Annotated in this window: 24 protein-coding genes; 13 read left to right on the top strand and 11 right to left on the bottom strand. The window is 72.4% G+C overall.

Going from position 1 to position 23,514, the window contains the following annotated elements:
- Positions 1 to 20 precede the first annotated feature (20 nt).
- Complete coding sequence (locus ACQEVZ_RS14190) at positions 21 to 515, top strand: ferritin-like domain-containing protein (RefSeq protein ID WP_344502562.1); 495 nt, start codon at positions 21 to 23, stop codon at positions 513 to 515.
- Positions 516 to 582: 67 nt separating this feature from the next.
- Here ACQEVZ_RS14190 and ACQEVZ_RS14195 read toward each other — a convergent pair whose 3' ends face one another.
- Positions 583 to 1,341, bottom strand: a complete 759-nt coding sequence (locus ACQEVZ_RS14195) for a S1 family peptidase (protein ID WP_433366314.1) — start codon at positions 1,339 to 1,341, stop codon at positions 583 to 585.
- Positions 1,342 to 1,398: 57 nt separating this feature from the next.
- Positions 1,399 to 2,172, bottom strand: a complete 774-nt coding sequence (locus tag ACQEVZ_RS14200; RefSeq protein WP_433366317.1) for a putative protein N(5)-glutamine methyltransferase — start codon at positions 2,170 to 2,172, stop codon at positions 1,399 to 1,401.
- Positions 2,173 to 2,201: 29 nt separating this feature from the next.
- Here ACQEVZ_RS14200 and ACQEVZ_RS14205 point away from each other — a divergent pair, with 29 nt between their 5' ends.
- From ACQEVZ_RS14205 to ACQEVZ_RS14230, 6 genes are all read left to right on the top strand, one after another.
- Complete coding sequence (locus tag ACQEVZ_RS14205) at positions 2,202 to 3,170, top strand: alcohol dehydrogenase catalytic domain-containing protein (protein ID WP_433366320.1); 969 nt, start codon at positions 2,202 to 2,204, stop codon at positions 3,168 to 3,170.
- Positions 3,170 to 4,006: a hypothetical protein gene (locus ACQEVZ_RS14210; protein WP_433366323.1), complete on the top strand. Its 837-nt coding sequence runs from the start codon at positions 3,170 to 3,172 to the stop codon at positions 4,004 to 4,006. Before ACQEVZ_RS14205 ends, ACQEVZ_RS14210 begins: the two co-directional genes overlap by 1 nt.
- Positions 4,003 to 5,205 (top strand): hypothetical protein, encoded by a 1,203-nt coding sequence (locus tag ACQEVZ_RS14215; RefSeq protein ID WP_433366326.1) that lies wholly within the window; start codon positions 4,003 to 4,005, stop codon positions 5,203 to 5,205. Before ACQEVZ_RS14210 ends, ACQEVZ_RS14215 begins: the two co-directional genes overlap by 4 nt.
- Complete coding sequence (locus tag ACQEVZ_RS14220; protein ID WP_433366329.1) at positions 5,189 to 5,989, top strand: alpha-ketoglutarate-dependent dioxygenase AlkB; 801 nt, start codon at positions 5,189 to 5,191, stop codon at positions 5,987 to 5,989. Before ACQEVZ_RS14215 ends, ACQEVZ_RS14220 begins: the two co-directional genes overlap by 17 nt.
- Positions 5,990 to 6,661: 672 nt before the next feature.
- A complete protein-coding gene (locus ACQEVZ_RS14225; protein WP_433366332.1) occupies positions 6,662 to 7,189 on the top strand; it encodes a hypothetical protein in 528 nt (175 codons plus the stop codon).
- 466 nt (positions 7,190 to 7,655) lie between these two features.
- Complete coding sequence (locus ACQEVZ_RS14230; protein WP_433366335.1) at positions 7,656 to 8,822, top strand: hypothetical protein; 1,167 nt, start codon at positions 7,656 to 7,658, stop codon at positions 8,820 to 8,822.
- Positions 8,823 to 8,869: 47 nt separating this feature from the next.
- Here the strand turns inward: ACQEVZ_RS14230 and ACQEVZ_RS14235 are convergent, their stop codons facing one another.
- Positions 8,870 to 10,216 carry an aspartate aminotransferase family protein gene (locus ACQEVZ_RS14235; protein ID WP_433366338.1) on the bottom strand — a complete coding sequence of 449 codons (1,347 nt, stop codon included), beginning with the start codon at positions 10,214 to 10,216 and terminating at the stop codon, positions 8,870 to 8,872.
- A gap of 67 nt (positions 10,217 to 10,283) precedes the next feature.
- Between ACQEVZ_RS14235 and ACQEVZ_RS14240 the strand changes: the two genes are divergently transcribed.
- Together ACQEVZ_RS14240 and ACQEVZ_RS14245 are read left to right on the top strand one after the other, a co-directional pair.
- The gene (locus ACQEVZ_RS14240; RefSeq protein ID WP_344502573.1) at positions 10,284 to 10,913 is read left to right on the top strand and encodes a pyridoxamine 5'-phosphate oxidase family protein; all 630 of its coding nucleotides are present in this window, start codon (positions 10,284 to 10,286) and stop codon (positions 10,911 to 10,913) included.
- 133 nt (positions 10,914 to 11,046) lie between these two features.
- A complete protein-coding gene (locus tag ACQEVZ_RS14245) occupies positions 11,047 to 11,442 on the top strand; it encodes a hypothetical protein (RefSeq protein WP_354893255.1) in 396 nt (131 codons plus the stop codon).
- Positions 11,443 to 11,470: 28 nt separating this feature from the next.
- On the opposite strand, the gene ACQEVZ_RS14250 is transcribed toward ACQEVZ_RS14245, so the two are convergent.
- Both ACQEVZ_RS14250 and ACQEVZ_RS14255 read right to left on the bottom strand, forming a co-directional pair.
- Entirely contained in the window at positions 11,471 to 13,324 is a 1,854-nt protein-coding gene (locus ACQEVZ_RS14250) for a M48 family metalloprotease (RefSeq protein WP_433366342.1), read from the bottom strand.
- 2 nt (positions 13,325 to 13,326) lie between these two features.
- Positions 13,327 to 14,298 (bottom strand): hypothetical protein, encoded by a 972-nt coding sequence (locus ACQEVZ_RS14255; RefSeq protein ID WP_433366345.1) that lies wholly within the window; start codon positions 14,296 to 14,298, stop codon positions 13,327 to 13,329.
- Between the two features lie 130 nt (positions 14,299 to 14,428).
- On the opposite strand from ACQEVZ_RS14255, the gene ACQEVZ_RS14260 reads away from it, so the two are divergent.
- The 4 genes from ACQEVZ_RS14260 (at position 14,429) to ACQEVZ_RS14275 (ending at position 17,522) form a co-directional block, all read left to right on the top strand.
- On the top strand, positions 14,429 to 15,727 hold the full coding sequence (locus ACQEVZ_RS14260; RefSeq protein ID WP_344502578.1) for a sensor histidine kinase: 1,299 nt from the start codon (positions 14,429 to 14,431) through the stop codon (positions 15,725 to 15,727).
- Entirely contained in the window at positions 15,679 to 16,314 is a 636-nt protein-coding gene (locus tag ACQEVZ_RS14265) for a response regulator transcription factor (protein ID WP_354893245.1), read from the top strand. The genes ACQEVZ_RS14260 and ACQEVZ_RS14265 overlap by 49 nt, the downstream gene beginning before the upstream one ends.
- Before the next feature lie 213 nt (positions 16,315 to 16,527).
- Entirely contained in the window at positions 16,528 to 16,887 is a 360-nt protein-coding gene (locus tag ACQEVZ_RS14270; protein ID WP_433366350.1) for a PfkB family carbohydrate kinase, read from the top strand.
- A gap of 11 nt (positions 16,888 to 16,898) precedes the next feature.
- Positions 16,899 to 17,522 carry a PfkB family carbohydrate kinase gene (locus ACQEVZ_RS14275; protein ID WP_433366353.1) on the top strand — a complete coding sequence of 208 codons (624 nt, stop codon included), beginning with the start codon at positions 16,899 to 16,901 and terminating at the stop codon, positions 17,520 to 17,522.
- Here ACQEVZ_RS14275 and ACQEVZ_RS14280 read toward each other — a convergent pair.
- Genes ACQEVZ_RS14280 through ACQEVZ_RS14305 form a run of 6 tightly spaced genes read right to left on the bottom strand, consistent with a single transcriptional unit; the run spans position 17,497 to position 23,510 of the window.
- Positions 17,497 to 18,630 carry an ABC transporter substrate-binding protein gene (locus ACQEVZ_RS14280; RefSeq protein WP_360561704.1) on the bottom strand — a complete coding sequence of 378 codons (1,134 nt, stop codon included), beginning with the start codon at positions 18,628 to 18,630 and terminating at the stop codon, positions 17,497 to 17,499. The genes ACQEVZ_RS14275 and ACQEVZ_RS14280 overlap by 26 nt on opposite strands.
- A 29-nt stretch (positions 18,631 to 18,659) precedes the next feature.
- Positions 18,660 to 19,418 carry an ABC transporter permease gene (locus ACQEVZ_RS14285; protein WP_344502582.1) on the bottom strand — a complete coding sequence of 253 codons (759 nt, stop codon included), beginning with the start codon at positions 19,416 to 19,418 and terminating at the stop codon, positions 18,660 to 18,662.
- Positions 19,415 to 20,173: an ABC transporter ATP-binding protein gene (locus ACQEVZ_RS14290; RefSeq protein WP_344502583.1), complete on the bottom strand. Its 759-nt coding sequence runs from the start codon at positions 20,171 to 20,173 to the stop codon at positions 19,415 to 19,417. Before ACQEVZ_RS14290 ends, ACQEVZ_RS14285 begins: the two co-directional genes overlap by 4 nt.
- Positions 20,170 to 21,030, bottom strand: coding sequence for an ABC transporter permease (locus tag ACQEVZ_RS14295; RefSeq protein ID WP_344502584.1), 861 nt, complete (start codon positions 21,028 to 21,030; stop codon positions 20,170 to 20,172). Before ACQEVZ_RS14295 ends, ACQEVZ_RS14290 begins: the two co-directional genes overlap by 4 nt.
- Positions 21,027 to 22,010 carry a TIGR03842 family LLM class F420-dependent oxidoreductase gene (locus ACQEVZ_RS14300; protein WP_425552204.1) on the bottom strand — a complete coding sequence of 328 codons (984 nt, stop codon included), beginning with the start codon at positions 22,008 to 22,010 and terminating at the stop codon, positions 21,027 to 21,029. Before ACQEVZ_RS14300 ends, ACQEVZ_RS14295 begins: the two co-directional genes overlap by 4 nt.
- Positions 22,011 to 22,025: 15 nt before the next feature.
- The gene (locus ACQEVZ_RS14305; protein ID WP_433366358.1) at positions 22,026 to 23,510 is read right to left on the bottom strand and encodes a CoA-acylating methylmalonate-semialdehyde dehydrogenase; all 1,485 of its coding nucleotides are present in this window, start codon (positions 23,508 to 23,510) and stop codon (positions 22,026 to 22,028) included.
- Positions 23,511 to 23,514: the final 4 nt, after the last annotated feature.

Raw genomic sequence — 23,514 nt, forward strand, 5'->3', positions numbered from 1 at the left:
CGCCGGGTAGCTGGGGCCGCATGACCATCGACAATCCGTCCGACCTGTTCCTCTACGAGCTGTCCGGCATGTACGACGCCGAGCGCAAGAGCAACCATCTCGTCGGCGAGATGCTCGGCCAGGCCGAACAAAGCCCCCTCGCCCAGATCCTGCGGGCCCAGCAGCAGCAGGGACAGCAGAAGATCCAGAACATCGAGACGTGCTTCGCGATGATGGAGATGGAGCCGGTCGAGGTGCCGTGCTCGACGCTCGACGGGATGCGGGCGGAGTTCCAGGCGTTCGCCGGCCAGCGGCCCTCCACCGAGGCGATGGAGATCTACGCCGTGGACGCGGAGACGAAGCTGGCGCACTTCGGCATCGCCGGCTACCGCGGACTGATCGACAAGGCGCTGCTCATGGGCGAGACGCAGTGCGCGCAGATCCTGCAGACCAACCTGGTGCAGAAGCAGGAGAACGCGGGGACGTTCGAGCGGATCAGCCACGAGCTCGGCCAGCGGGTGGCCATGCAGATCTGAGGCAGATCTGAGGCGGATACAAGGCCGTAGGGGGCCCCGACATCGGGCCCCCTCCGGTCCTCCGGGGTCAGCCCCCGAGACTCGCCGCAGCGGAGGCGATCGCCGAGGCGAACGTGCTCACCTGCGTGTAGACGCCCGGGTAGTTCGGGCGGGCGCAGCCGTTGCCCCAGCTGACGATGCCGACCTGGATCCAGGCGTTGGCGGCGTCGCGGCGGAACATCGGGCCGCCCGAGTCGCCCTGGCAGGTGTCGGTGCCGCCGGCGGCGTACCCGGCGCAGATCTCGTCGTTCGGGATCAGGTCCGGGTAGGAGTTGTCACAGGTCGAGTCCGCCACGTACGGCACGGTCGCCTTGAGCAGGTAGCGCTGCTGCGCGCCGCCCTCGCGCGCCGCACCCCATCCCGCGACGGTGAAGGTGCCGGTGTTGTACGTGGTGTTCGTCGCGATCGGCAGCAGGGCCAGGCCGCTGACGGGCGACGCGAGCCGGATCAGCGCCCAGTCCTTGCCGTTGCCGTTGTACCCGGGCGCCCGGTACACGTAGTTGGACCTGACCTGGATGCGGCTGGCCGACTGCAGGTCGACCACGCCCAGCGTCGCGGTGATGCTGGTGTTGGTGCCGGTGGCGCCCACACAGTGCGCGGCGGTGAGCACCAGCCGCGGGCTGTACAGCGCGCCGCCGCAGCCCATCGAGAGCCGCACCATGAACGGGAACTCGCCCTGCGCCGCACGGGTGCCGCCGACGACGTCCTGCTGGGCGTGCGCGACGCCCGGCAGCACGCCGACGGTGGCGATGACGGCGGTCAGGACCGCCAGGAACCTTCGAACCATCCGGAGCCTCCCCAACGAGTTGGATGATGGGGAGGATGGTATCCATCGATTCGATACTTATGGATATATCGTCCGGCTCATACTGCCGACCACGACGCTGGTCTCGGTCTCCGGGTCGGTGACGGTCGTCGGCGTCAGACCGCTCCCGGCGAGGACCGCGTGGACCGCGTCCAGCTGGGCGTCGCCGGCCTCGGTCAGCAGGCGCCCGTCGCGGGCCAGCCAGCGCGGCGCCTCGGCCGCGACCCGGCGCAGCACGCGCAGGCCGTCGTCGCCGCCGTCGAGCGCGGCCCGCCGCTCGTGCACCCGGAACTCCTCGGGCAGGAACGCGATCTGCGCCGTCGGCACGTAGGGCACGTTCGCGAGGAGCACGTCGACCCGCCCGCGCAGGTCCTCCGGGAGCGGGTCGAAGAGGTCACCCTCGTACACCTCGGCGTGCGGGAGGTTCCGTCGCGCGCAGGCCACCGCGGCCGGGTCGACGTCGGCCGCCACCAGCCTCGTGCGCTCCCTGCCGCGGGTCGCGACCGCGCCGAGCGCCCCCGTGCCGCAGCACAGGTCCAGCACCGTGTGTCCACTGTGGATGAACGTGCGTGCGGTGACGGCCAGGAGCTCGGTGCGGTGGCGCGGGATGAACACCCCGTCCTCGATGGCGAACCGTTCGCCCGCGAACGACGCCCACCCGACGAGGTACTCGATGGGGTACCCCTGCACCCGCCGCTCGACGAGCGTCGCCAGCCGTTGTTCGTCACCGGCGGCCGCCTCGGTGAGCAGCGCGGCCTCGTCCTCGGCGAACACGCATCCGGCGGCGCGCAGCCGGTCAATAACCGTGGGCACGCCGCACTGTAGCGCTGCTAGTCTGACCTGTGCGCGCGGTTATGCTGTCCGGCCCGGGTCCCGTGTCCAACCTGAGCGTCGTCGAGGTGCCGACACCCTCGCCGCCGCCCGGCTGGGTCAGGATCCGCGTCAAGGCGTTCGGGCTCAACCGGTCGGAGCTGCACACCCGCCTCGGCCTCGCGGAAGGCGTCGTCTTTCCCCGCGTCCCGGGCATCGAGGCGACGGGCGTGGTGGACGACCCGGGTGACTCCTCGTTCACCGTCGGCCAGCAGGTCGCCACGATGATGGGCGGGATGGGCCGCACCTTCGACGGCGGCTACGCCGAATACACGGTCGTGCCCGCCGCGCAGGTCATCCCGTTCGTGTCCGAACTGCCGTGGCCCGCGATCGGCGCCGTCCCGGAGACGCTGCAGACGGCGTACGGCTCCCTCGTCACCGCCCTGGACCTGCGGCCCGGCCAGACGCTGCTGATCCGCGGCGGCACGTCGTCGGTCGGCCTGGCCGCCGCCGCCCTCGCCCGGGACCTCGGCGCGACCGTGCTGTCCACGACCCGCTCCCCCGGCCGCCTCGCGGCGCTGACCGCAGTCGGCGTCACCCACCCGCTCGTCGACGACGGCTCGGTCGCCGCTCAGGTCAGGGCGCTGTTCCCGGACGGCGTCGACGCGGCCCTGGAGCTCGTCGGCACCCCCACCCTGCCCGACACGCTGGCCGCGACCCGCGTCCGGGGCACGGTCTGCTTCACCGGCATGCTGTCCAACGAGTGGCTGGTCCGCGACTTCTACCCCATCGGCTACCTGCCGACCGGTGTCCGCCTGACCGCCTACGGCGGCGAGGCGAGCGACCTGCCACCCGCGGTCCTGCAGCGGTTCCTCGACCGGATCGCCGCCGGCGAGGTGACCCTCGGCCCGGTCCACACGTACGCGATGGACGACATCCGCACCGCCCACACCGACCTGGAGCGGGGCACCCACGTCGGCAAGCTGGTCGGGCTCGCCTGATGCCCTCGTACCAGCAGCTCGTCGAGGAGGCCCTGGCCGCCCCGGTCGCCGGCTGGGACTTCACCTGGCTGCGGGGCCGTTCGCACGGCGGCGACCCGTCCTGGTCGTACCCGGGCCTCGCCCGACCGCTGATCGCCGGCGCGGCGTCGCTGCTGGACGTCGACACCGGCGGCGAGCTCCTGGCCTCCCTCGCCCCGCTCCCCCCGCGCACCGTCGCGACGGAGTCCTGGGCGCCGAACGTCCCGGTCGCCGCCGCCCGCCTGTCCCCGCTCGGCGTCACCGTCCTGCCTTCCCTGGACGCCGCCCCCGGCGGGCCTTCCCTGGACGCCCACGGTGGGTTCGACCTCGTGCTCAATCGTCGTGCACACCCACCGCTTCCTGACCCACGCGGTGCGGTAGCCGTGGAGTATCCCGACCTGTCGCCGTACGAGTACTACGAGTTCCCGCTCCCGATGCGCAACGTCGGCTGGCTGGGACCCTCCTTCACCCCGCGACCGCCCGCCCCGGACGTCGACCCGCGACCCCTGCGCGCCGCCTCCCGCGCGCGGTCCAACGTGATGCTCGGCTGGCACGACTGCCCGTGGTGCCCCGGCACGACCGCCCCCCACGACGGCAACGGCGAATACCACTACTACGCCCACGACGGCGAGGTGTACGCCGCCCCGGTCATGCTCCTGCACTACGTCGAGGTGCACGGGTACCGCCCGCCGGAGCAGTTCCTGGAGGCCCTGCGGGTGCCCGGCGAGCTGCCCTGGGACGACCGCGCCGATGATCTGCCCGGGCTCGTCCGCTGGGGCTTCGACCTGCAACGCACCACCGACGGTGCCAACCCGTGACGTCACACTCGAACGGCAGGTACAGCGCCATGCACACCGCAGAGGCCCGCATCGAGGACGCGGGCAACATCCTGGTCGCGCCGGCGGCCCTGCACGACGATCCGCTGGTCAGGGACTTCTTCGGGGCCGTGAGCACGCCGCAGGAGCTGCCCGCCGTGCATCGCAGGACCGTCTACCTGTGCGGCGACGTGTCCAGCATCGGCGCGCCCGCGCTCGACGGGGCCGCGCGGGTGTTCGTGGTCGACGGGCTGTCGCACGGCTCCGCGCCGTGGCCGGTCGCCGACCCCGGGCAGGTGCCCGTCGGCGTCCACGGCGCCGGCGTGTACTACCGGCGGTTCTTCGACCCCGGCGCCGGCCACTTCGGCCGGATCAGCTCGGAGCACGCGTTCCAGTCCCTCACGGAGTCCACCAAGCCCGGCACCGCCCACCGCACCGGGATCTACCTGACCCCCGTCACGCGGGACGGCGCCGACCTGCACTTCCGCCTGCTCCGGTGCTCCACGAACCTCTCGGGCCCGACCGAGAACTTCGCCGCGACCGACACGCGCATCGTCGAGGCCCTGAACCGGGAGGCCGCCCACGTGTTCCGGGGCCACGCCCCGCTGAACCACGTCCTCGCGCAGATCTACCACAACACCCCGGGCACCGACGAGCGCAAGCAGTCCAAGGCCAAGATCTCGGCGCACGCCGACAAGACCAAGGACATGCCCGGCAACGGCGTCATGGCCTTCTGCACCTTCTACGACGGGCTCGACAAGCTGCGCCCCCTGGGACCCTTCGACCACGGCCTGAACGGTGTCAGCGGGCTCACCAGGCTGCACTTCCGGCTCAAGGCGCCGGCCGACCTTCCGGAGCAGTTCACCCTGACCCTCTATCCCGGCTCCGTGTTCTTCATGCCGCTGTCCACGAACCGGCTGTACACGCACGAGGTCCGGCCCCCGACGCTGGACGCCGGGCTACTGCCGACCCGCCTCGGTTATGTGGTCCGCTGTTCGAGCGCCGAGGCCGTGCATAGGGACGGGCAGACATTCCTCAAGACGGACGGCGGTCCGGTCGAGCTCGGACCGCCCACGCCGGAGGGCATGGCCGAGCTGCGCAGGTTGTACGCCGAGGAGAACCGGACCCAGTCGTTCGTCCACTACGGCGACGAGCTGCGCTTCAGCATGAACTCGGGGGACTACCTTGCACCCCGGGTCTGAGTTCCGCTCGTACACCCTGACCGCCGGCGGGAACCCGTTCGAGGAGCTGTTCGCGTCGGTGCGGTTCGAACCGGTGGGCAAGGGCCGGCTGGGCGCCGTCCTGGTCGGGACCGGCGAGACGGGTGACGTGCCGATCGTGCGCACCACCACCCGCTACAGCCTGCCCGCGCAGCGTTTTCCGCCGGTGTACGAGCGGCTGGCGCGACAGGTCCAGGCATGCGCGGCGCTCCCTGCCGCCTTCAACAACGCGCTCGTCGAGAGCTACACGAACGCGTACACCACCATGGGCGGCCACAGCGACCAGGCCCTCGACCTGGCGGACGGGTCGTCCATCGCGGTCTTCTCCTGCTACGAACGGCCCGAGGTGCACCCACCGCGGAAGCTGGTCGTCGAGCCGAAGGAGCCCGGCGGCGCCACCTACGAGATCCCGATGCCCCACAACGGCGTCATCGTGTTCTCCCTCGACACCAACCGCCGCCACCGCCACCGGATCATGCTGGACAGACCCGCCCAGATGCCCGAGAACCGCTGGCTGGGCGTGACCCTCCGGACATCGAAGACCTTCGTGCAGTACCACGGCGACCACGCTCACCTGCGCAACGGCGCCCACCTGACCTCAGCCGACGACGCCCAGCAACACGAGTTCTTCCTGCTGCGGCGCCGCGAGAACACCGAAACGGCCTTCACCTACCCTCCGCTGACGTACACCCTCAGCGACAGCGACCTACTGCCACCCCTCACCAACCCCACCGGGAACCGACAGGTGGACGGCCAGATGCGGTAGGACCGGGCGGCCGCGAAGGGGAGGCCCTGTCCCACGACTGGCCGGCCGCCGCGAGGTCGGCAAGCTTGGAAGTGCTCGGCTTTGCGTTCGTAGCGACGGGCGAGACGACGGTTTGTTGGTGAACCAGGACAGGCCCGACTCGACGATCCACCGGTGCCGGCCAAGACACTGCGAAGACTCGACGCACTTGCGAGCGACGCGGACCGTGATGCCTCTGCGGCGGATCCCGGCTCGGGTCGCCTTGTGGTCGTAGGCCTGGCCGGGACACCCCGAAAGCCCCCGCGGGCAGCTTCCGCCACGAACAGCAGATCATGCCCAAGACCACAACCTCACCAGCTGAGACCCCCTAAACTCGGTGCGGATCCAGGGCGGCTCGGTGCGCCACCGGCAAGCGGCGCGCCACCGGGAATTGGCGTGGCACCGGCGACCGGCGCGGCCCCACGAGTTGGGCCTCCGTGGTCGGCCGGCAGACGTGGGAGTGTCGGCGGGGCTCGGGACACCGCTGGAGCCGTGGAACTCAACGCCGGTGGAGCGAGCGAAGGCGTTGCCTCCGACGAGCACGGCGTGGCTCGGGTGCACCGCCCGATGGACCGAGATGGGAACCGTTGTCGCCGGTGGACCTGGACCGGCGGGCGGCGCCGAGGGTGCGGGCGGCGCGGGGAGTGCCCCCGGGTGCCCTGGACGGCGGTCGCAGGCGGGGCCGATGCCGCCGCGCCGCGCCGCGCGCTCGCGTGCGGACCCGTCGAACGCCTGACTGGCGGGGTGCCCGCAGACGTCACCGCCGGGGTGCCCGCAGACGAGGTCAAGCCCGCTGCCGACGTCGCAGACAAGGGTGGCACCGGCTGGGCGGCCACAGGCGGTGCCGAGGCGGTCGAGTCCGCTGCCGACGTCGCAGCCAAGGGCGTCGCCGCTGGGGTGCCCGCAGACGTTGCCGAGACGGTCGAGTCCGCTGCCGACGTCGCAGCCAAGGGCGTCGCCGCTGGGGTGCCCGCAGACGTTGCCGAGACGGTCGAGTGTGCTGCCGCCGTCGCGACCGAGGGCGTCACCAGCTGGACCGTCGCGAGCGTCGGTGGCGAAGCGGTTGAAGGTGGCGGTGCAGTCGGAACCGTTGCCCGCTGGGTGGTTGACGGCGCTGGCCCGACCGCCGCGGACGTTGCCGGCGAGGTGGTCGAGTGCGCGGCCGAGGGCAGCACGGGCTGAACGGCGCACGCGGTGCCGGTGAGGCGGTCGGAGGCGGTGGTCGTGGTGGCGCGGCCGGGTGACATCGGCGGTGACACGGTCGGAGGGGGCAGTGGTGGGACGGTCGGCGGGGGTGGGGCGGTCGGGCGTGTTGCCGGTGGGGGTGCGGTGGTGAGGGTGCGGGCGTTGCGGAGGCGGGTCAGCTTCGTGGCGTGGCGGGCGGCGAGGCCGTGCGTGCGGGCCTCGGCGAACTCCGCCTTGGCGCGCGACCTGGCCTCCCGCCGGCGGCTGTGCTCCTCAGCGGCGGAGGCGCGCCGGGCGGCGCCGACCGCGGCCCAGTCGACCTCCGAAACCCGCGGCGCCGGGCCGGAAAGCGGTGCGGACAAAGAAAAGTATGGCCGTGGCATGAGCGACCTCCCCTCAACCGCTCACCACCCATCCTTCCTCAACCACACCCCCCGCACACCGGCCGAAAGAAGGGAACCCGGTGACCCTGACCGCCGACGCGCGGGCCGGGCGGCCCGTGGCGACCGCCGTGCCGCGGCAGGACGCGGTGCCGGAGTTGCTCGAGGTCAGGTACAGGATGCCGGTCAGCGGTGGTGAGACGTGGGAGAACGGGTTCGCGGTGCGCGGTGACCTGCGTGGCGTGTACTTCGGGGCGCTGGGCGGGGAGCGGCCGGTCGACGGGTTCCGGGTCATGGTCGCGGTCACCATGACCGCCGCCGGGGCCGCCTACTTCCTGGCCTGGATGGTGTACGGGCGGCTGCCCGCCGGCCTCGCCCGCACCCTGACCCCGGGACAGCTGAGCACCGTCAGGAGCCGGTTCGGGGCGAGGGTCGGCGGCGCGGGCGTCACGTACACGAGGCCGCGGATGCCGGGCGGGGGCGGGGTGTTCGCCGCGGCCCTGCCGCTCGAGGCGCTCCCGGCGCGCCGCGACGACCACTACAACCTCGACGCGGGCGGCGTGACGTGGCGGACGACGTTCGAGGAGCCGGCCGCCGGGGTGCGGCTGGAAGGGCCGGCCGGCACGGCGTGGAACGAGGGGGTCGCGGCGCCGAGCGTCGACGTACAGGAGCTGCCCGAGCAGTGGGTGTCGCGCAACGGTGACACGCTCGTCGTCGCGGCCCGGCTGCACGGGGACGGCGCCGGGCATCCGGGGAGCGCGGAGTACGCGCGGGCGCGGACGGCCGTGTACCGCGACGGCGTGCTCGTCGCCGAGGCCGACGCCGCGGAAGGGGTGTTCGAGGTGCCGCCGGAGCCTGGCCTGTTCCGGTTGGAGATGCGGGCGGAGCCGGCGGCGTCCGGGACCGTCGTCGACGTCGCCTGGACGTTCCGGTCCGAACATGTGCCCGGCGGGGACTGGCGGCGGATGCCGCTGCGCGCGGTGTCCTTCGCGCCTGTACTGCGGGCCGACGGCACCGCCGCCGCCGGCCGGGCGTTTCGCTTCCCGTACCGGATGACGACGCAGGCGACGACGGCGGTGCGGCCGGGGGTGGAGGTGTCCTACGACGACGGGCGCTCATGGTTCCCCACGCTGGTGACCGCCACGCACGTCGCGGTCGCGCACCCGGGAGGCAAGGGCTCGGTGTCGTTGCGGGCCACGGCCGAGGGGCTGGAGCAGACGACGCTGCGGGCGTATCCGTTCGGGCCTTGACCGCGACGGTGGCGCTGCTGAGAAGATCCCAGCAGCGCCGGGCCCGGTCATGCCACGTGCGCGTCGGCCGCGTCGAGGGCGTCGTCGATCGCGTCGATGCCCTGCAGCAGCTCCTCCTCGGTGACGACCAGCGGCGGCACCACGTGCAGCCGGTTGAAGTGCGTGAACGGCCACACGCCGCGGGCCTTGCAGGCGGCGACGACGTCGGCCATCGGCTTGGCCGCGGCGCCGGACGCGTTGTAGGGCACCAGCATCTCGCGGGTGTCGCGGTCGCGGACCAGCTCGATCGCCCAGAACAGGCCCAGGCCGCGCACCTCCCCGACCGACGGGTGCCGGTCGCGCAGCTTCTCCAGCCGCGGCGCGACGACCCGCTCGCCGAGGTCCTTGACCCGCTCGGGGATCCGCTCGTCGCGCATCACCTCGATGGTCGCGACGGCCGCCGCGCAGGCCAGGGGGTGGCCCGAGTACGTGAGGCCGCCGGGGAACGGGCGCTCCGCGAACGTGTCGAACACCTTGTCGCCGAGCACGACCCCGCCCAGCGGGACGTAACCGGAGTTGACGCCCTTCGCGAACGTGATCAGGTCCGGCACCACACCCCACCGGTCGACGGCGAACCACTCACCGCACCGGCCGAACCCGCTCATCACCTCGTCGCAGATCAGCAGCGCCCCGTGCCGGTCGCACAGCTCGCGGACCCCGGCGAGGTACCCGGGCGGCGGCACGAGGATCCCGTTGGTCCCGACGACCGTCTCCAGCACGACGGCGGCGATCGTGCCCGGCCCCTCGAACATGAACACCTCCTCGAGGTGCTGCAGGGCGCGCTGGGTCTCCTGCTCCGGGCTGTCCGCGTGGAAGGAGGAGCGGTAGGGGTACGGGCCGAAGAAACGCACGACGCCCGGCATCGCGGGCTCGTTGGCCCAGCGGCGCGGATCGCCGGTGAGCGTGATCGATCCGGTGGTCGCGCCGTGGTACGACCGGTACGCGGCCAGGATCTTGTGCCGGCCGGTCGTCAGCCGCGCCATCTTGACGGCGTGCTCGTTGGCCTCGGTGCCGCCGTTGGTGAAGAACACGTGCGACAGGTCCCCGGGCGCCACCTCCGCGATGAGCCGCGCGGCCTCGCTGCGCGCCGGGTTGGCGAAGCTCGGCGCGACCGTGCACAGCAGCGCCGCCTGCTCCTGGATCGCGGCGACGACCCGCGGGTGCTGATGCCCGAGGTTCAGGTTCACCAGCTGTGAGGAGAAGTCGAGGTACCTGGTGCCGGCGGCGTCCCAGAACGTGCTGCCGAGGCCGCCGGTGACGACGACCGGGTCCAGCGCCCGCTGCGCCGACCAGGAGTGGAAGACGTGCGCGCGGTCGTCACGGTAGGCGTCCGCGTCGGAGATGTGTCCGGTCATGAGCCGACGCTAATCGCACACGTCCGGCCGTACAATAGCTTCATCGTTACAGGTTGTTACGGGTCCTATGCTGAGGACCATGCAGATCACCTCGACCGCTGAACTGGAGGACCTGCTCGGGTCGCCGATGCCCCGGGCCGCGAGCAAGGAACGCAGCACCCTGGCACAGACCGACCGGGACTGGCTGGCGCTGTCGCCGTTCGTCCTCGTCGGCACCTCCGACGCCGACGGCAACTGCGACGTCTCCCCGAAGGGCGACCCGCCCGGCTTCACCCACGTCATCGACGAGCGGACCATCGCCCTGCCGGAGCGCCCCGGCAACCGGCGCGCCGACAGCTTCCACAACATCCTCGCCAACCCTCACGTCGGCCTGATCTTCCTGATCCCGGGCCGCCGCGAGACGCTGCGCATCAACGGCCGCGCCCGCCTGCTCACCGACGCCCCGTGGTTCTCCTCGATGGTCGTCGAGGGCCACCGGCCGATCCTCGCCCTCGTCGTCGACATCGACACCATCTTCTTCCACTGCCAGAAGGCCTTCATGCGCTCCAACCTGTGGAAGCCCGAGACCTGGACCCCCGAGGACCTGCCGTCCCACGCGAAGCTCATCAAGAGCGTCCTGAACACCAACGAGTCGCTCGAGCAGCTCGAGGAGTACTACGCCGAGGACCGCTACAGCCGCGGCCTCTACACCTCCTGACCCTTCCCCGCCCCCGCGAACAGTTCGGTGAGGTCCGGGTACAGCTTCTCCAGCCGCCCGGCCTCACCGAGCCCCGCATCCCTGGACCACAAACCCGCTGGTGTCGGTCGATCATGGTCGCGATACTGCGCGGATGAGCAGATTCACCGAGGTCATCGTGCTGGCGAAGGAAGCGGAGCAGGTGATGGAGCCGCTCACGCTGCCCGACCCGCAGCGGGGCTGGCACCAGTGCTTCGGTCGCGTCGACGAGAACCAGTTCTACGGCACGAACTTCGGCTCGTCCGAGTGCTACGCCTGGGTCATCCAGTTCCAGCGCCAGACCTGGGCGGGGTTGCTGCCGCTCCTCGAGTCGCTGCCCTGGCCGCGGCCGGAGTCGGTGCAGGTGCTCATCCGCGACGAGGAGGACGACTGTTTCGGCCTGTGGATGCTGTACGACGGCAAGCTGGCCGAGGTGCCGCTGCCTCACACGGACCGCTACAACAACGGCCGCACCATCACGGGCGTCCTGTCCCGCACCGACCGGACATGACCCCCTGCGGACTCGTATGCGGCCGCGGTCAGGTGGTGGCGTCGTGCATGGACTTGGTGAAGACGGACTCGGCGTCGGCGTGTTCTTCGCTCTGGGGGCCGTTGCGCACCTCGACGAGGGTGCCGTCGTGGAGGGTGAGCTGCCAGTGGAAGCGGAGCTTGGTGGTGCGGACGGCGGCGGTGATCTCCTCGTACGGGATGAAGCGCGCGCCGGGGGTGGTGGCGAGTTCGCGGGGGTTGCCGTCGGCGAGCCAGCGGCGCATCCGGTAGCGGGCCATGCCCGTCTTGTACCGCGGCATCCCCGGCATCACGAGCAGCCCGTGGCTGAGGATGAGCAGGTCCGCGCGGGAGCCGTCGACGATGGCGGTGGTGATGCCGGCGAGGATGCCGGCGTGCTCGGTGCCGACGCGCTGGCGGACGTGGCGGGCGGTGGTGACGTCGACGCCGCGGGCGTGCAGCTGCTGGCGGGCGAGGGCCACGGTCGCCGGGTCGCAGGCGAGGCCGGCGGGCTGGGAGAGGTCGAGGCGGGCGCCGGAGAGGTCGACCAGGAAGGCGGACGCGGTCCAGGACACCTGCCAGCGGGCCACGCCGGAGCGGACGGCGGCGAGGCGGAGCAGGGTCTCCAGCGGCGCGGCGAAGCGGGTGCGGGCCTCGCGGCGGGTCGCATCGGGGAAGAGCGGCCCGGCGAGGTCGTCGAGGCGGCCGGCGGCGACGAGGTCCAGGACGGCGCCGACGTCGGGGACGGGCCGGCCGACGGCGCGGCTGAACGCGCGGAGCATCGTGTCGGACTGCTCCTGCAGGTCGGAGGTCTGCACGGCGGCGCGGAACTCGTCCCAGGGCAGGACCATGGCGGCCGGCAGCGCCACGGCCTGCAGGGCGCGGCCGGCGGCGGCCAGGTCCGCGACGAGGACGGCGGCGGGTCCGGCGGCGGCGGCGAAGGAGGACTCCGGCGCCGCCATGACGGCCTCGACGCGGGCGGCCAGCGGCGGGTGGGTGTCCCAGCGGTCGTGCGGGCGCGCCGCCGTGACGAGCCGGGCGCGCACCGCCGAGACCTCCTCCGCGCGGGCGCGCAGCAGCGGCGGGAAGCCGCCGAACACGTCGTCGGGCAGGTAGCCGGCGTCCAGGCCGGGGCGCACGACGGTGCCGAGATAGAAGCCGAACACCTGGTCCAGGACCTCGACCTCGCGCAGGGCGCTCGCCGCCGGCAGCCGGCCCGCCACCCGTACCGCGGCGAGATCCGCCTCGAGCTCCTGGCGGCGGCTGACGGCGTTGTGCACGAGCAGGAACAGCGCGGCGTAGGCGCGGAAGACCCAGCCGGCGACGTTGGACGTGCCGAGGTGGCCGATGGTGCGGGCGAGGGCGAGGCGGCCGCGGTACGAGATGCCGGCGAACCTCGTGTGGCTGCCGGAGTAGTGGCCGAGCTCGTGCGCGAGGACGAACCGCAGCTGCGCGACGGTCAGCGTCTGCAGCAGCGGCATCCCCACGTACAGGTGGCGGCGCCCGCGGATCAGACCCATCAGGTGGGCCCGTTCGCTGACGGCGGCGTTGACCTCCGGCACCAGGTGGATCTCGTCCGGGGCGCGGGTGCCGACCGCCGCGGCCAGCTCGCGCACCGTCTGCCACAGCCCGGGCGCGTTGTGCGGGGTGAGCGGGATGCCCTGCGGGCCCGCGCCGTCGGCGCGCAGCGCCTTCCAACTGCCGTAGCCGACGGCCCACACGTTCGCGACGAACACGGCCACGCCGAGCTTCACGCCGATGAAGCCGGTGGTGACGCTCGCCACCCAGATCGCGAGGGCGAGCCCGGCCGCGAACTGTACGAGAGCGAGGACGTAGAAGCCGGCCAGCATGATCAGCGACAGGAAGGCGCGGACGGCGACGGTCATCGTCAGGCCGTGCTGTCTCTGGCGCGCGCCGTCGACCGGGCCCTGGTGAACGCGACGTCGGGGGTCGCGAGGTACGACCAGGGCCAGCGCGTCACCCGGTCGCCGAGCACGTCGAAGCGCTCGGCGGCGGCGGGCCGGTCGCCGTTGAGCGTGAACGCCATCGCGAACGCGTTGTCGCCGGCGGCCCAGCCGGGGCGCCGCTCGTAGCGGTTGTGCCGCACGGAGCGGTCCGCGGCGAGGCGCAGCCGCTCGCCGACCTCGGGGCTGTGCATGTACTCGCCGTCCTCGCCCTCGGGCAGGTCCAGCCAGTGCTCGATGTGCGCGTCGGCGACCAGGACCCCGAGCGGCGAGCCGGGCGGTGCGGCGGCGGCCGCGGACTCGGCGAAGTCGTGCATCAGCTCGTGCGAGCCGCTCCACTTGCGGCACAGCTGCTGCAGCATGTGCGAGTGGGCGTCGCGGTGCCACGGGTGCCGGCGGACCGCCTCGTCGAACCGGCGGCGGGTCTCGTCGAGGCCGAGCTGCCTGGCCCGGCCGAGTGTGACGAGCCCCACCCAGGGCGTCGGGTCGTCGGCGTCGAGCTCGGTCGCGTCGTCGAGGCAGTCCTCGGCGAGCTTCAGCCGGCGGAAGAACACCTTGAACGCGTCCTCGCTGACCGTCGAGGCGCTGCCGTTGCCGCGGGCCTGCCACGCCCAGTCGATCGCGTGCAGCCCCTTGACGGTGAGCGGGGTCGCCTTGCCGGGTGCCGCGGCGATCCACTCGTCGATCCACGCGCCGTCGCCGGCGTGCTCGCCGAGGACGCGGCAGTAGAAGTACCGGTCGTCGGGGTGTTCGACATCACGCAGCGTCTCCGCCGCCGCCTGCCAGTCGCCGCGCTTCGCGGCCGCGATGAGCCGGGTCGCCTCAGGGTCGCCCTGTGCCGGGTCGATGTCCAGGTGTTCGATCCTGTCTGCGGCTCTTCGCCGGAATGGCCACATCGAACCTGTTCCTCCCCGTGACGGTCAACGGCCCAGAACTATAGGGTCCGCCGTCCACGGCTGCTATCGGCCCCGCGACGGTAGGGCTAGGCCCACTGTTTCCGGGCCGGGGCGCCGCGAGAATGGCGACATGAGGGTGAAGGCGTTCGTGCGGGCCGGGGCCGTCGCGATCGGGCGGGTCGCGCTGCTCGGGCTGCTGTCGCCGCCGGTGAAGCTGGTGCTGCTCATCCTGTCCGTGGTGTCGCTGGCGCTCAGCGTGATCGGGCTGGGGCTCGTGCTGGCGCCGCTGGTGGCGATGCTCGTGCGGGCGTACGCCGACCTGCACCGGCGGGCGGCGCGCGACTGGTCGTGGGTCGACATCCCCCGGCCGTACCGGCCGCTGCCCGCGGGCGCGTTCGTCGGGACCCCCCGCCGGTGGTGGTGGCTGGTCCGCGACCCGGCGACGTGGCGGGACCTGCTGTGGCTCCTGGCGGGCGCCCCCGTCGGGCTGCTGCTGGGTCTCGCCGGTCCGGTGCTGCTGGTGTACGGCCTGGAGGGGCTCCTCGGGGTGGCGGTCATCATCGACGCCGCGACCGGCCGGTACGGCTACGGCGTCACCTGGCCGATCTCCGACACCCTCGACGTCGTCAGCGTCCCGCCGCAGGGTGCGCTCGTCACCGCCGGCGCCCTGTACGCGGGACCGTGGCTGCTGTGGACGCTGGCGCACTTCGACCGGCTGCTGCTCGCCCCGACCCGCGGCGCCGCGCTCGCCACGCTCGCCGAGCGGGTCGACCGGCTCACCGAGACCCGCACCCACGTCGTCGACGCGCAGGCCGCGGAGCTGCGCCGGATCGAGCGGGACCTGCACGACGGCGCGCAGGCGCGGATCGTGTCGCTGTCGATGAGCCTCGGGATGGCCGAGGACCTCGTCGCCCGCGACCCGGCCGCCGCGCAGGCGCTCATCGCCGAAGCGCGGGAGGCGAGCGGGCTGGCGCTCGCGGAGCTGCGGCACCTGGTGCGCGGCATCCACCCGCCGGTCCTCGCCGAACGCGGCCTCGACGGCGGCGTGCGGGCCCTCGCGCTGACGCTGCCCCTGCCGGTGACCGTCACCGTCGACCTGGACGGCCGCCCCGACGCGCCGGTGGAGTCCGCGGCGTACTTCGCGGTCGCCGAGGCCCTCACCAACGTCGTCAAGCACGCGCACGCGTCGGCGGCCTGGGTATCGTTGACCCACCTCGGTGGCGCGCTGCACATCACCGTCGGCGACGACGGTGTCGGCGGCGCCGAGGAGCGAAGCGGCTCCGGGTTGACCGGGGTCGCGCGCCGGCTGGGCGCGTTCGACGGCGTCCTGCGCGTCGACAGCCCGCCCGGTGGTCCGACCGTGCTGACCATGGAGCTGCCGTGCGCGTTGTCATCGCCGAGGACCTCGCCCTCCTCCGCGACGGGCTGATCCGGCTGCTCAGCTCGTACGGCTTCACGGTCGCCGCGGCCGTCGACACCGGCGAGGCGCTGCACGAGGCGCTGCTGGAGCACCGGCCCGACGTCGCCGTCGTCGACGTGCGGCTGCCGCCGACCTTCACCGACGAGGGCCTGCGCGCGGCGATCGCCGCCCGGGCCGCGGTGCCGGGCCTGCCGGTGCTGGTGCTGTCGCAGCACGTGGAGCAGCTGTACGCGCGGGAGCTGCTCTCCGACCGCCGCGGCGGCGTCGGCTACCTGCTGAAGGACCGAGTCGCGACCGTCGGCGAGTTCGTCGACGCGGTCCGCCGGGTCGCCGGCGGCGGCACCGCCATGGACCCGGAGGTCGTGTCCCAGCTGCTGGCCCGCAGCACCCCGACCGCGGCCCTCACCCCGCGCGAGCGCGAGGTGCTCGGTCTGATGGCGGAGGGCCGCTCCAACGCCGCGATCGCGTCCCGGCTCTTCGTCACCGACAAGGCCGTCGGCAAGCACATCAACAACATCTTCGCCAAGCTCGGCCTGCCCCAGTCGGAGGACGACAACCGCCGCGTCCTCGCGGTCCTCGCCTACCTCAACGCGTAGTGCGATCGGGCGCTCGACAACGGGTGACGAGCGACGCGGCCTGCTCAGATTCGGCGTACATTCACGCTGAGCGACGGGAGGTGACGCGATCGGAGATCGATTAGGAACGCTCCTGTACCGTGCCAAGAAGACGGCCGCGCGGCACCGCCCCCCGTCCGTGACGGTCAACCAGCGGCCGCGTCAACCGGCGGCGGCCGGGGTAACGGACGCGACATGGGTGCGGTGGTGGTCGGGCAGCTGGCCCGCGATCTCGTGATGGTCATGGAACGCCTTCCGGACGTGCACGCGTCGGGTGCGGTCCGGCAGCGGCTCGAACAGCTCGGCGGGAAGGGCGCCAACCAGGCCGTCGGCCTGTCGCAGCTCGGCGTCGCGACGGCGCTCGTCGCGGTGGCCGGTGACGACCCGGACGGCGACGCGCTGCTGGCCAGGGCCGCGCTCGACGGCATCGACGTGACGCACGTGGTGCGGCGGCCGGGCACGGCGACCGGGCTGATCGTCGAGGCCCTGGAGGACGGCGGCCGGTTTGGCACGGTAGGCGCTACCTGGAGCACCTGCCGCAGGGTGTCCTGCTGACCGAGGCGGACGTGCGGGCCGCCGAAGACGTGCTGCGCGCCGCCGGCGCGGTGCTCGTGCAGCTGCAGCAGCCCCTCGACGCGGTCCGTGCCGCCGTGGAACTTTCAGGCGGGCTGACCGTCCTCGACGGTGCCGTCACCGACCGGTCGCTCCTGCACGGCGCCGACGTCCTGCGCGCCGACGCGCGCGAGGCGGCGGTGCTGCTCGGCGGGCCGGCCCGCGAGCGGGAGGTCCTGGCGGCGGCGCCGGCGCTGCTGGACGCCGGGCCGCGCCTGCTCGCGTTCGCGCTCGCGGACGGCGGTGACCTGTTCGTGTGGCGCGACGGCCACGAGCCGGCCCCCTGGCGCGACAGCCACGAGCCGGCCCCCTGGCGCGACAGCCACGAGCCGGCCCCCTGGCGCGACAGCCACGAGCCGGCCCCCTGGCGCGACGGGCACGAGCTGGTCCCCCACGCGGCCGGCGAGGCCGTCGACACGACCGGCGGCGGCGACGCGCTCACGGCCGCCCTGACCGCCGCGCTGCTGGACGGGGCGACGCCCCGGGAGGCGGCGCGGGAGGCGGTGGCGGCCGCCGGGCGCGTCGTCACGCACGCCGGCGGCCGCCCGGGGCTCACGCCCCGCCGGCGGTCAGCGTGACCGTCTGCGGGGTGAACGAGGTGCCGAGGACGTCGACGCCGGCGGCCTTGGCCGCGTCGATCGCCTTCTGCATGTAGTCGTTGGTGTAGGCCAGGCCTTCGGGCTTCTTCTTCAGGACGGTGTCGCCGACCTGGTTCTTCGTCGTCATCGAGATGTCGACGGTCTGGTTCCAGGCGGCCTCGTCGACGAGCCCGACGCCCTTCGCGGCGGGCCAGACGAGCTTGTTGACCTCGTTCATCTGCCACAGCTGGTGGCTCTTGCCGAGCTTGGAGCCCTTCGCGACGACCATGTCGCGGCACTCCTCCGGCTTGTCGCGGCAGTACGCCCAGCCCTTGATGGTCGCGGTGAGGAACTTGACCGTCTGGTCCTGGTACGCCTTGTCCTTGAGCTTGTCGGTGTTGGCCCAGACGGCGTCCTGCAGCATCGAGGTGCCGACGGTCTTCCAGTCGATGATGGAGAAGTCCGAAGCCTGGTACAGCGCGCCGGTCGCCGGGTTGGTGGCCTCGAGCAGCTGCGCGTACTCGTTGTAGGACATCGCCTGCGCGACGTCGATCTCCTTCTTCAGCAGCGCCTGCATGTCGAACTGCTGCTGCACGAGGGTGACGTCCTTGCCGGGGTCGAGGCCGGCCTTCGTCATGCCGGCGAAGAGCTCGAACTCGTTGCCGAAGCCCCAGTTGCCGACCTTCTTGCCCTTGAAGTCGGCCGGGGACTTGATGCCGCTGCTGGCGAACGCGACCTGGTAGGTGCCGGAGCGGGCGAAGATCTGCCCGACGTCGGTGATGCCGGCGCCCTGCTCGCGCGAGGCGAGGGCCTTCGGCACCCAGGCGACGGCGTAGTCGGCCTTGCCGGTCGCGAGGACCGTCTGCGGCACGATGTCGACGCCGCCCTCGATGAGCTGCACGTCGAGGCCCTGCTCCTTGTAGAAGCCCTTGTCGGCGGCGGCGATGTAGCCGGCGAACTGGGCCTGGAAGAACCACTGCAGCTGCAGCTTCACGGTGGTGACGCCGCCGCTGCCGGTGGTGGTCGTCGTCGGTGTGTCGGCGGTGCCGCAGCCGGCGAGCGCGAGGCTCGCGACGGCGGCGCCGGTGATGAGGGACCTGATCCGCATGGGCGCTCCTCGAAAAAACTACGAACGAACTACGAACGGGCCTTCCAGGGCATTGCGAGACGCTCCAGGAGGAGCGTGGTCAGGTAGAAGACGAGGCCGAGGGCGCAGGCGCCGACCACGAACGCCCACGCTCGGGGATACGCGGTGAACGCGGCGGCGGAGGTGATCCGCGCCCCCAGCCCGTCCTGCAGGCCGCCGAAGTACTCGGCGACGACCGCGGCGATGACGGCGAGGGAGGACGCCTGCCGCAGTCCGGTGAACACGTAGGGCAGCGCGCCGGGCAGGCGCACGAGCCGGGCGAACGTCCAGCCGCCCGCCGCGTAGCTGGCCATCAGCTCGCGGTGGGTGGGGTCGACCTCCCGCAGTCCGCGCAGCGTGTTGATGAAGACCGGGAAGAACACGATGATCCCGGCGACGACCCGCCGCGGCAGGCTGCTGGTGGAGTCGAACATGTTGTTGAGGATCGGGGCGAGGGCGATGATCGGCAGCGCGTTGACGACCGCCGCGTACGGCACGGCGACGTCGCTGAGCAGCTTCGACCGGCTGGTGGCGAGCGCGGCGAGGATCGCGACGGCGGTGCCGCCGACGAGCCCGACGAGGGCGTTGGCGCCGCTGGCGAGCGCGGCGTCGAGCACGTTGCCGCGCTGCTCCACCAGCTGCGCCCAGATCGCCGACGGCGCCGGCAGGATGAACGGCGCGATCCGTCCGGCCGTGACGACGACCTCCCAGAGCACGATCGCGACGACGCCGACCAGCACCGGGGGCAGGACCGATCGGAGGTATCTCATGCCCGCAGCGCCTTCCGGACCGCGGTGACGTGCTCGAAGTAGGCCGGGGACTGCCGGGCCGCCTCGTCGCGGGCCGGCAGGTCGATGTCGACGGTCGCGGTGATCCGGCCGGGCCGGGCGGACATGACGACGACCTTGCCGGACAGGAACACCGCCTCGGAGATCGAGTGCGTGACGAAGACCGTGCTGGTGCCGGTCTTGGCACAGATCTGCAGCAGCTCGCCCTGCAGCCGCTCCCTCGTCATCTCGTCGAGGGCGCCGAAGGGCTCGTCCATGAGCAGCAGCGGCGGGTGTACCGCCAGGGCCCGCGCGATCGCGACCCGCTGCTGCATGCCGCCGGACAGCTGAGCCGGGTAGTGCCCGGCGAAGTCGGCGAGGCCGACGAGCGCGAGCATCTCCTCGGCCCGCTGCCGGCGTTCCGCCTTGGGCACCTTGCGCAGTTCGAGGGGGAGCTCGACGTTGCGCCGCACGGTGCGCCACTCGAAGAGGCCGGCCTGCTGGAAGGCGATGCCGTACTCCTGGTCGCGGCGGGCCTGCGCGGCCGGTTTCCCTGCGACGGTGACGGTGCCCGCGGTAGGCTCGATGAGGTCGGCGATGAGCCGCAGGAGGGTGCTCTTGCCGCACCCGGACGGCCCGATCAGCGACACGAACTGTCCACTGTCGACGGTCAGGTCCACGTCGGACAGCGCGGTCACCTCGTCGGGGCGACCCGCGTTGAACACCTTGCTGACACCAGCGATCGAGACAGCGCTCATACGACGTTCACCTCGACCCTACGCCTGTGCCGCATGAGGGGAAGCTCGAGCAGGCTGACGGTGCCGGCGACGACGAGGCCGAGGACGGCGGCGCCGAGCATGGCGGTGTAGACCTTCGCGGGGTCAGAGGTGGCCTCCCTGGAGTACTCGATGACGAGCCGGCCGATCCCGCCGCGGGTGCCGGTGGAGATCTCGCCGACGACCGCGCCGACGACCGCGGCCGCACCGGCGAGGCGCAGCGCGGGGAACAGGAACGGCAGCGCGGCGGGCAGCCGCAGCTTCAGGTACGTGCGCCACCAGCCGGCGGCGTAGGAGCGCATCAGCTCCACGCCCGACGCCGACGGGGACTGCAGGCCGCGCAGCAGTCCGACGGCGACGGGGAAGAACGCGAGGTAGGAGGCGATGACGGCGACCGTCATCCAGTCCTGCCACGGGTACGGGCCGAACGACAGGGCGCCGCTCCAGCCCGCGACGAGCGGCGCGAGCGCCACCAGGGGCACGGTCTGCGACAGCACCACGTAGGGCAGCAGGCCCCGTTCCACGACCCGGAACCGTTGCATCAGCGTGGCGAGGACGAAGCCGATCGCCGTACCGACGAGAAAACCGACCGCGGTGACACCCAGCGTGAACAGGCAGGCGTCGGCGACGACCTGCCACACGGGACGGCCGCCGGTCAGCTCCGGCCGCCCCAGCCGCTGCGCGACCGTCCACAGGTGCGGCATCGACAGGTCGTCGGCGCGGGGCAGCACCTTCACGCCGAGGACCGCGGTGCCCTCGGGGTCGCCGACCGCCTTGTACCCCTCCCACAACAGGGCGAAGACGACCAGCCCCCCGAGAGCACCGAGGACCTTCTTCATGACAGCGCCGGGATGATCTGCTCGCCGTAGGCGCGCAGCGTCGATTCCTTCGCGTCGTGCTGCAGGTACACGGCGAACTGGTCGACGCCGAGTTCCTTCAGCTCGTTGAGCCGTTGCAGGTGTTGCTCGACCGGGCCGAGGACGCAGAACCGGTCGATGATCTCGTCGGGCACGAAGTCGGTGTGCGGGTTGCCGGCCCGCCCGTGCTCGGCGTAGTCGTAGCCCTTGCGGCCCTTGATGTAGTCGGTGAGGGCCGTCGGGACCGCGCCGTCGCTGCCGTACCGCTCGACGATGTCGGCGATGTGGTTGCCGACCATCCCGCCGAACCACCGGGTCTGGTCCCGCTGGTGTTCGAGGTCGTCGCCCACGTACGCGGGCGCCGCGACGCAGAACTTGATCGCCGCCGGGTCGCGACCCGCCTTCTCGGCCGCGTCCCGCACCGCCTTGATCATCCAGGCGGCGATGTCGGGGTCGGCGAGCTGCAGGATGTACCCGTCGCCGACCTCGCCGGTGAGCGCGAGGGCCTTCGGCCCGTACGCGGCGACCCACACCTCGAGGCGGCTGTCGGGCGCCCACGCGAACCGCAGGTCCCGGTCGCGCAGGTGCACCTCCCGGCCGTTGCCGAGCTCGCGGATGACCTGCACGCACTCGCGCAGCTCGGCGAGGGTCGTCGGCCGGCTGCCGAGGACCCGCACCGCGGAGTCGCCGCGGCCGATGCCGCAGACGGTGCGGTTGCCGTACATCTCGTTGAGGGTGGCGAACAGCGACGCCGTCACGGTCCAGTCGCGGGTGCCGGGGTTGGTGACCATCGGCCCCACGATCACCCGCTCGGTGTCGGCGAGGATCTTGCTGTAGATGACGAACGGCTCCTGCCACAGCACGTGCGAGTCGAACGTCCACACGTGGCTGAACCCGGCCGCCTCCGCCTGTTTCGCGAGCTCGACCGTTTGCGTCGCAGGCGGGTCACACTGGAGCACCACCCCTACATCCATACGTCACCTCACCTTGGGGAAGCCCAGGTCGACCTCCGACGTGGCCGGGTCGGGCCAGCGGGAGGTGACGACCTTGCTGCGCGTGTAGAACTGGATCCCTTCGGGGCCGTACATGTGCAGGTCGCCGAAGAGCGAGGACTTCCAGCCGCCGAAGCTGTAGTAGGCGACGGGGACCGGGACCGGGACGTTGACGCCGACCATGCCGCAGACGACGTCGTACTGGAACTGCCGGGCGGCGCCGCCGTCGCGGGTGAAGATGGCGGTGCCGTTGCCGTACTCGTTGTCGTTGACGAGTTTCAGGGCCTCGTCGTAGCTGTCCACGCGGACCACGGACAGGACCGGGCCGAAGATCTCGTCCTGGTACAGCGGGGAGTCGGTGCTGACCTTGTCCACCAGTGACGCGCCGAGGAAGAACCCGGGGCCGCTGCTGACCGGGGCGTCGCGGCCGTCGACGACGACCTCGGCCGTCCCGGGCTCGCTCAGGTAGCCGGCGACCTTGTCGCGGTGTTCGCGGGTGATGAGCGGGCCCATCTCCGCGGCCGGGTCGCTGGCCGGGCCGACCGCGATCCGGCCGATCCGTTCGCTGATCGCGTGCACCAGCGGGTCGGCGACGGCACCGACGGCGACGACGACGGAGATCGCCATGCACCGCTCCCCCGCCGAGCCGTACCCGGCGGACACCGCGGCGTCGGCGGCGGAGTTCACATCCGCGTCGGGCAGGACGACCATGTGGTTCTTCGCGCCGCCGAGCGCCTGGACCCGCTTGCCGGCCCTGGTGCCGGCCTCGTAGACGGCCTTGGCGATCGGGGTGGAGCCGACGAAGCTCAGCGCCTGCACGTCGGGGTGGGCCAGGAGGGTCTCGACGGCCTCCCGGTCGCCCTGCACGACGTTGAACACGCCGTCGGGCAGCCCGGCCTGGCGGAGCAGGTCGGCGAGGAGCAGCGAGACGGACGGGTCCTTCTCGCTCGGCTTGAGCACGAACGTGTTGCCGCAGACGAGCGCGTTGGCGAACATCCACATCGGGACCATGGCCGGGAAGTTGAACGGGGTGATGCCGGCGACCACCCCGAGGGGCTGGCGGATCGAGTACACGTCGACGCCGTTGGACGCCTGCTCGCTGTAGCCGCCCTTGAGCAGGTGCGGGGCGCCGGTGGCGAACTCGACGTTCTCCAGCCCGCGGGCCACCTCGCCGGCGGCGTCGGCGACGGTCTTGCCGTGCTCGGCGCTGACGAGCGCCGCGATCTCCTTGCGGTTGGCGTCCACCAGCTCACGGAAGCGGAACATGACCTCGGCGCGCCGGGACAGCGACGCCGCCCGCCACGCCGGGAACGCCTTCAGGGCGCTGGCGACCGCCCTGTCGGTCTCCGCTTTCGTGGCGGCGACGACGTACGCCTGCTGCTCGCCGGTCGCCGGGTCCCAGACCGGCAGCCGGCGGCCGCTGGTGCCTTCCACGGCGGCACCGTCGAGCCAATGCTTGAGCTCACGCATGTCT

Origin of the sequence: Dactylosporangium sp. CA-152071, assembly GCF_050936335.1 — a bacterium.
Classification (GTDB): domain Bacteria; phylum Actinomycetota; class Actinomycetes; order Mycobacteriales; family Micromonosporaceae; genus Dactylosporangium; species Dactylosporangium maewongense.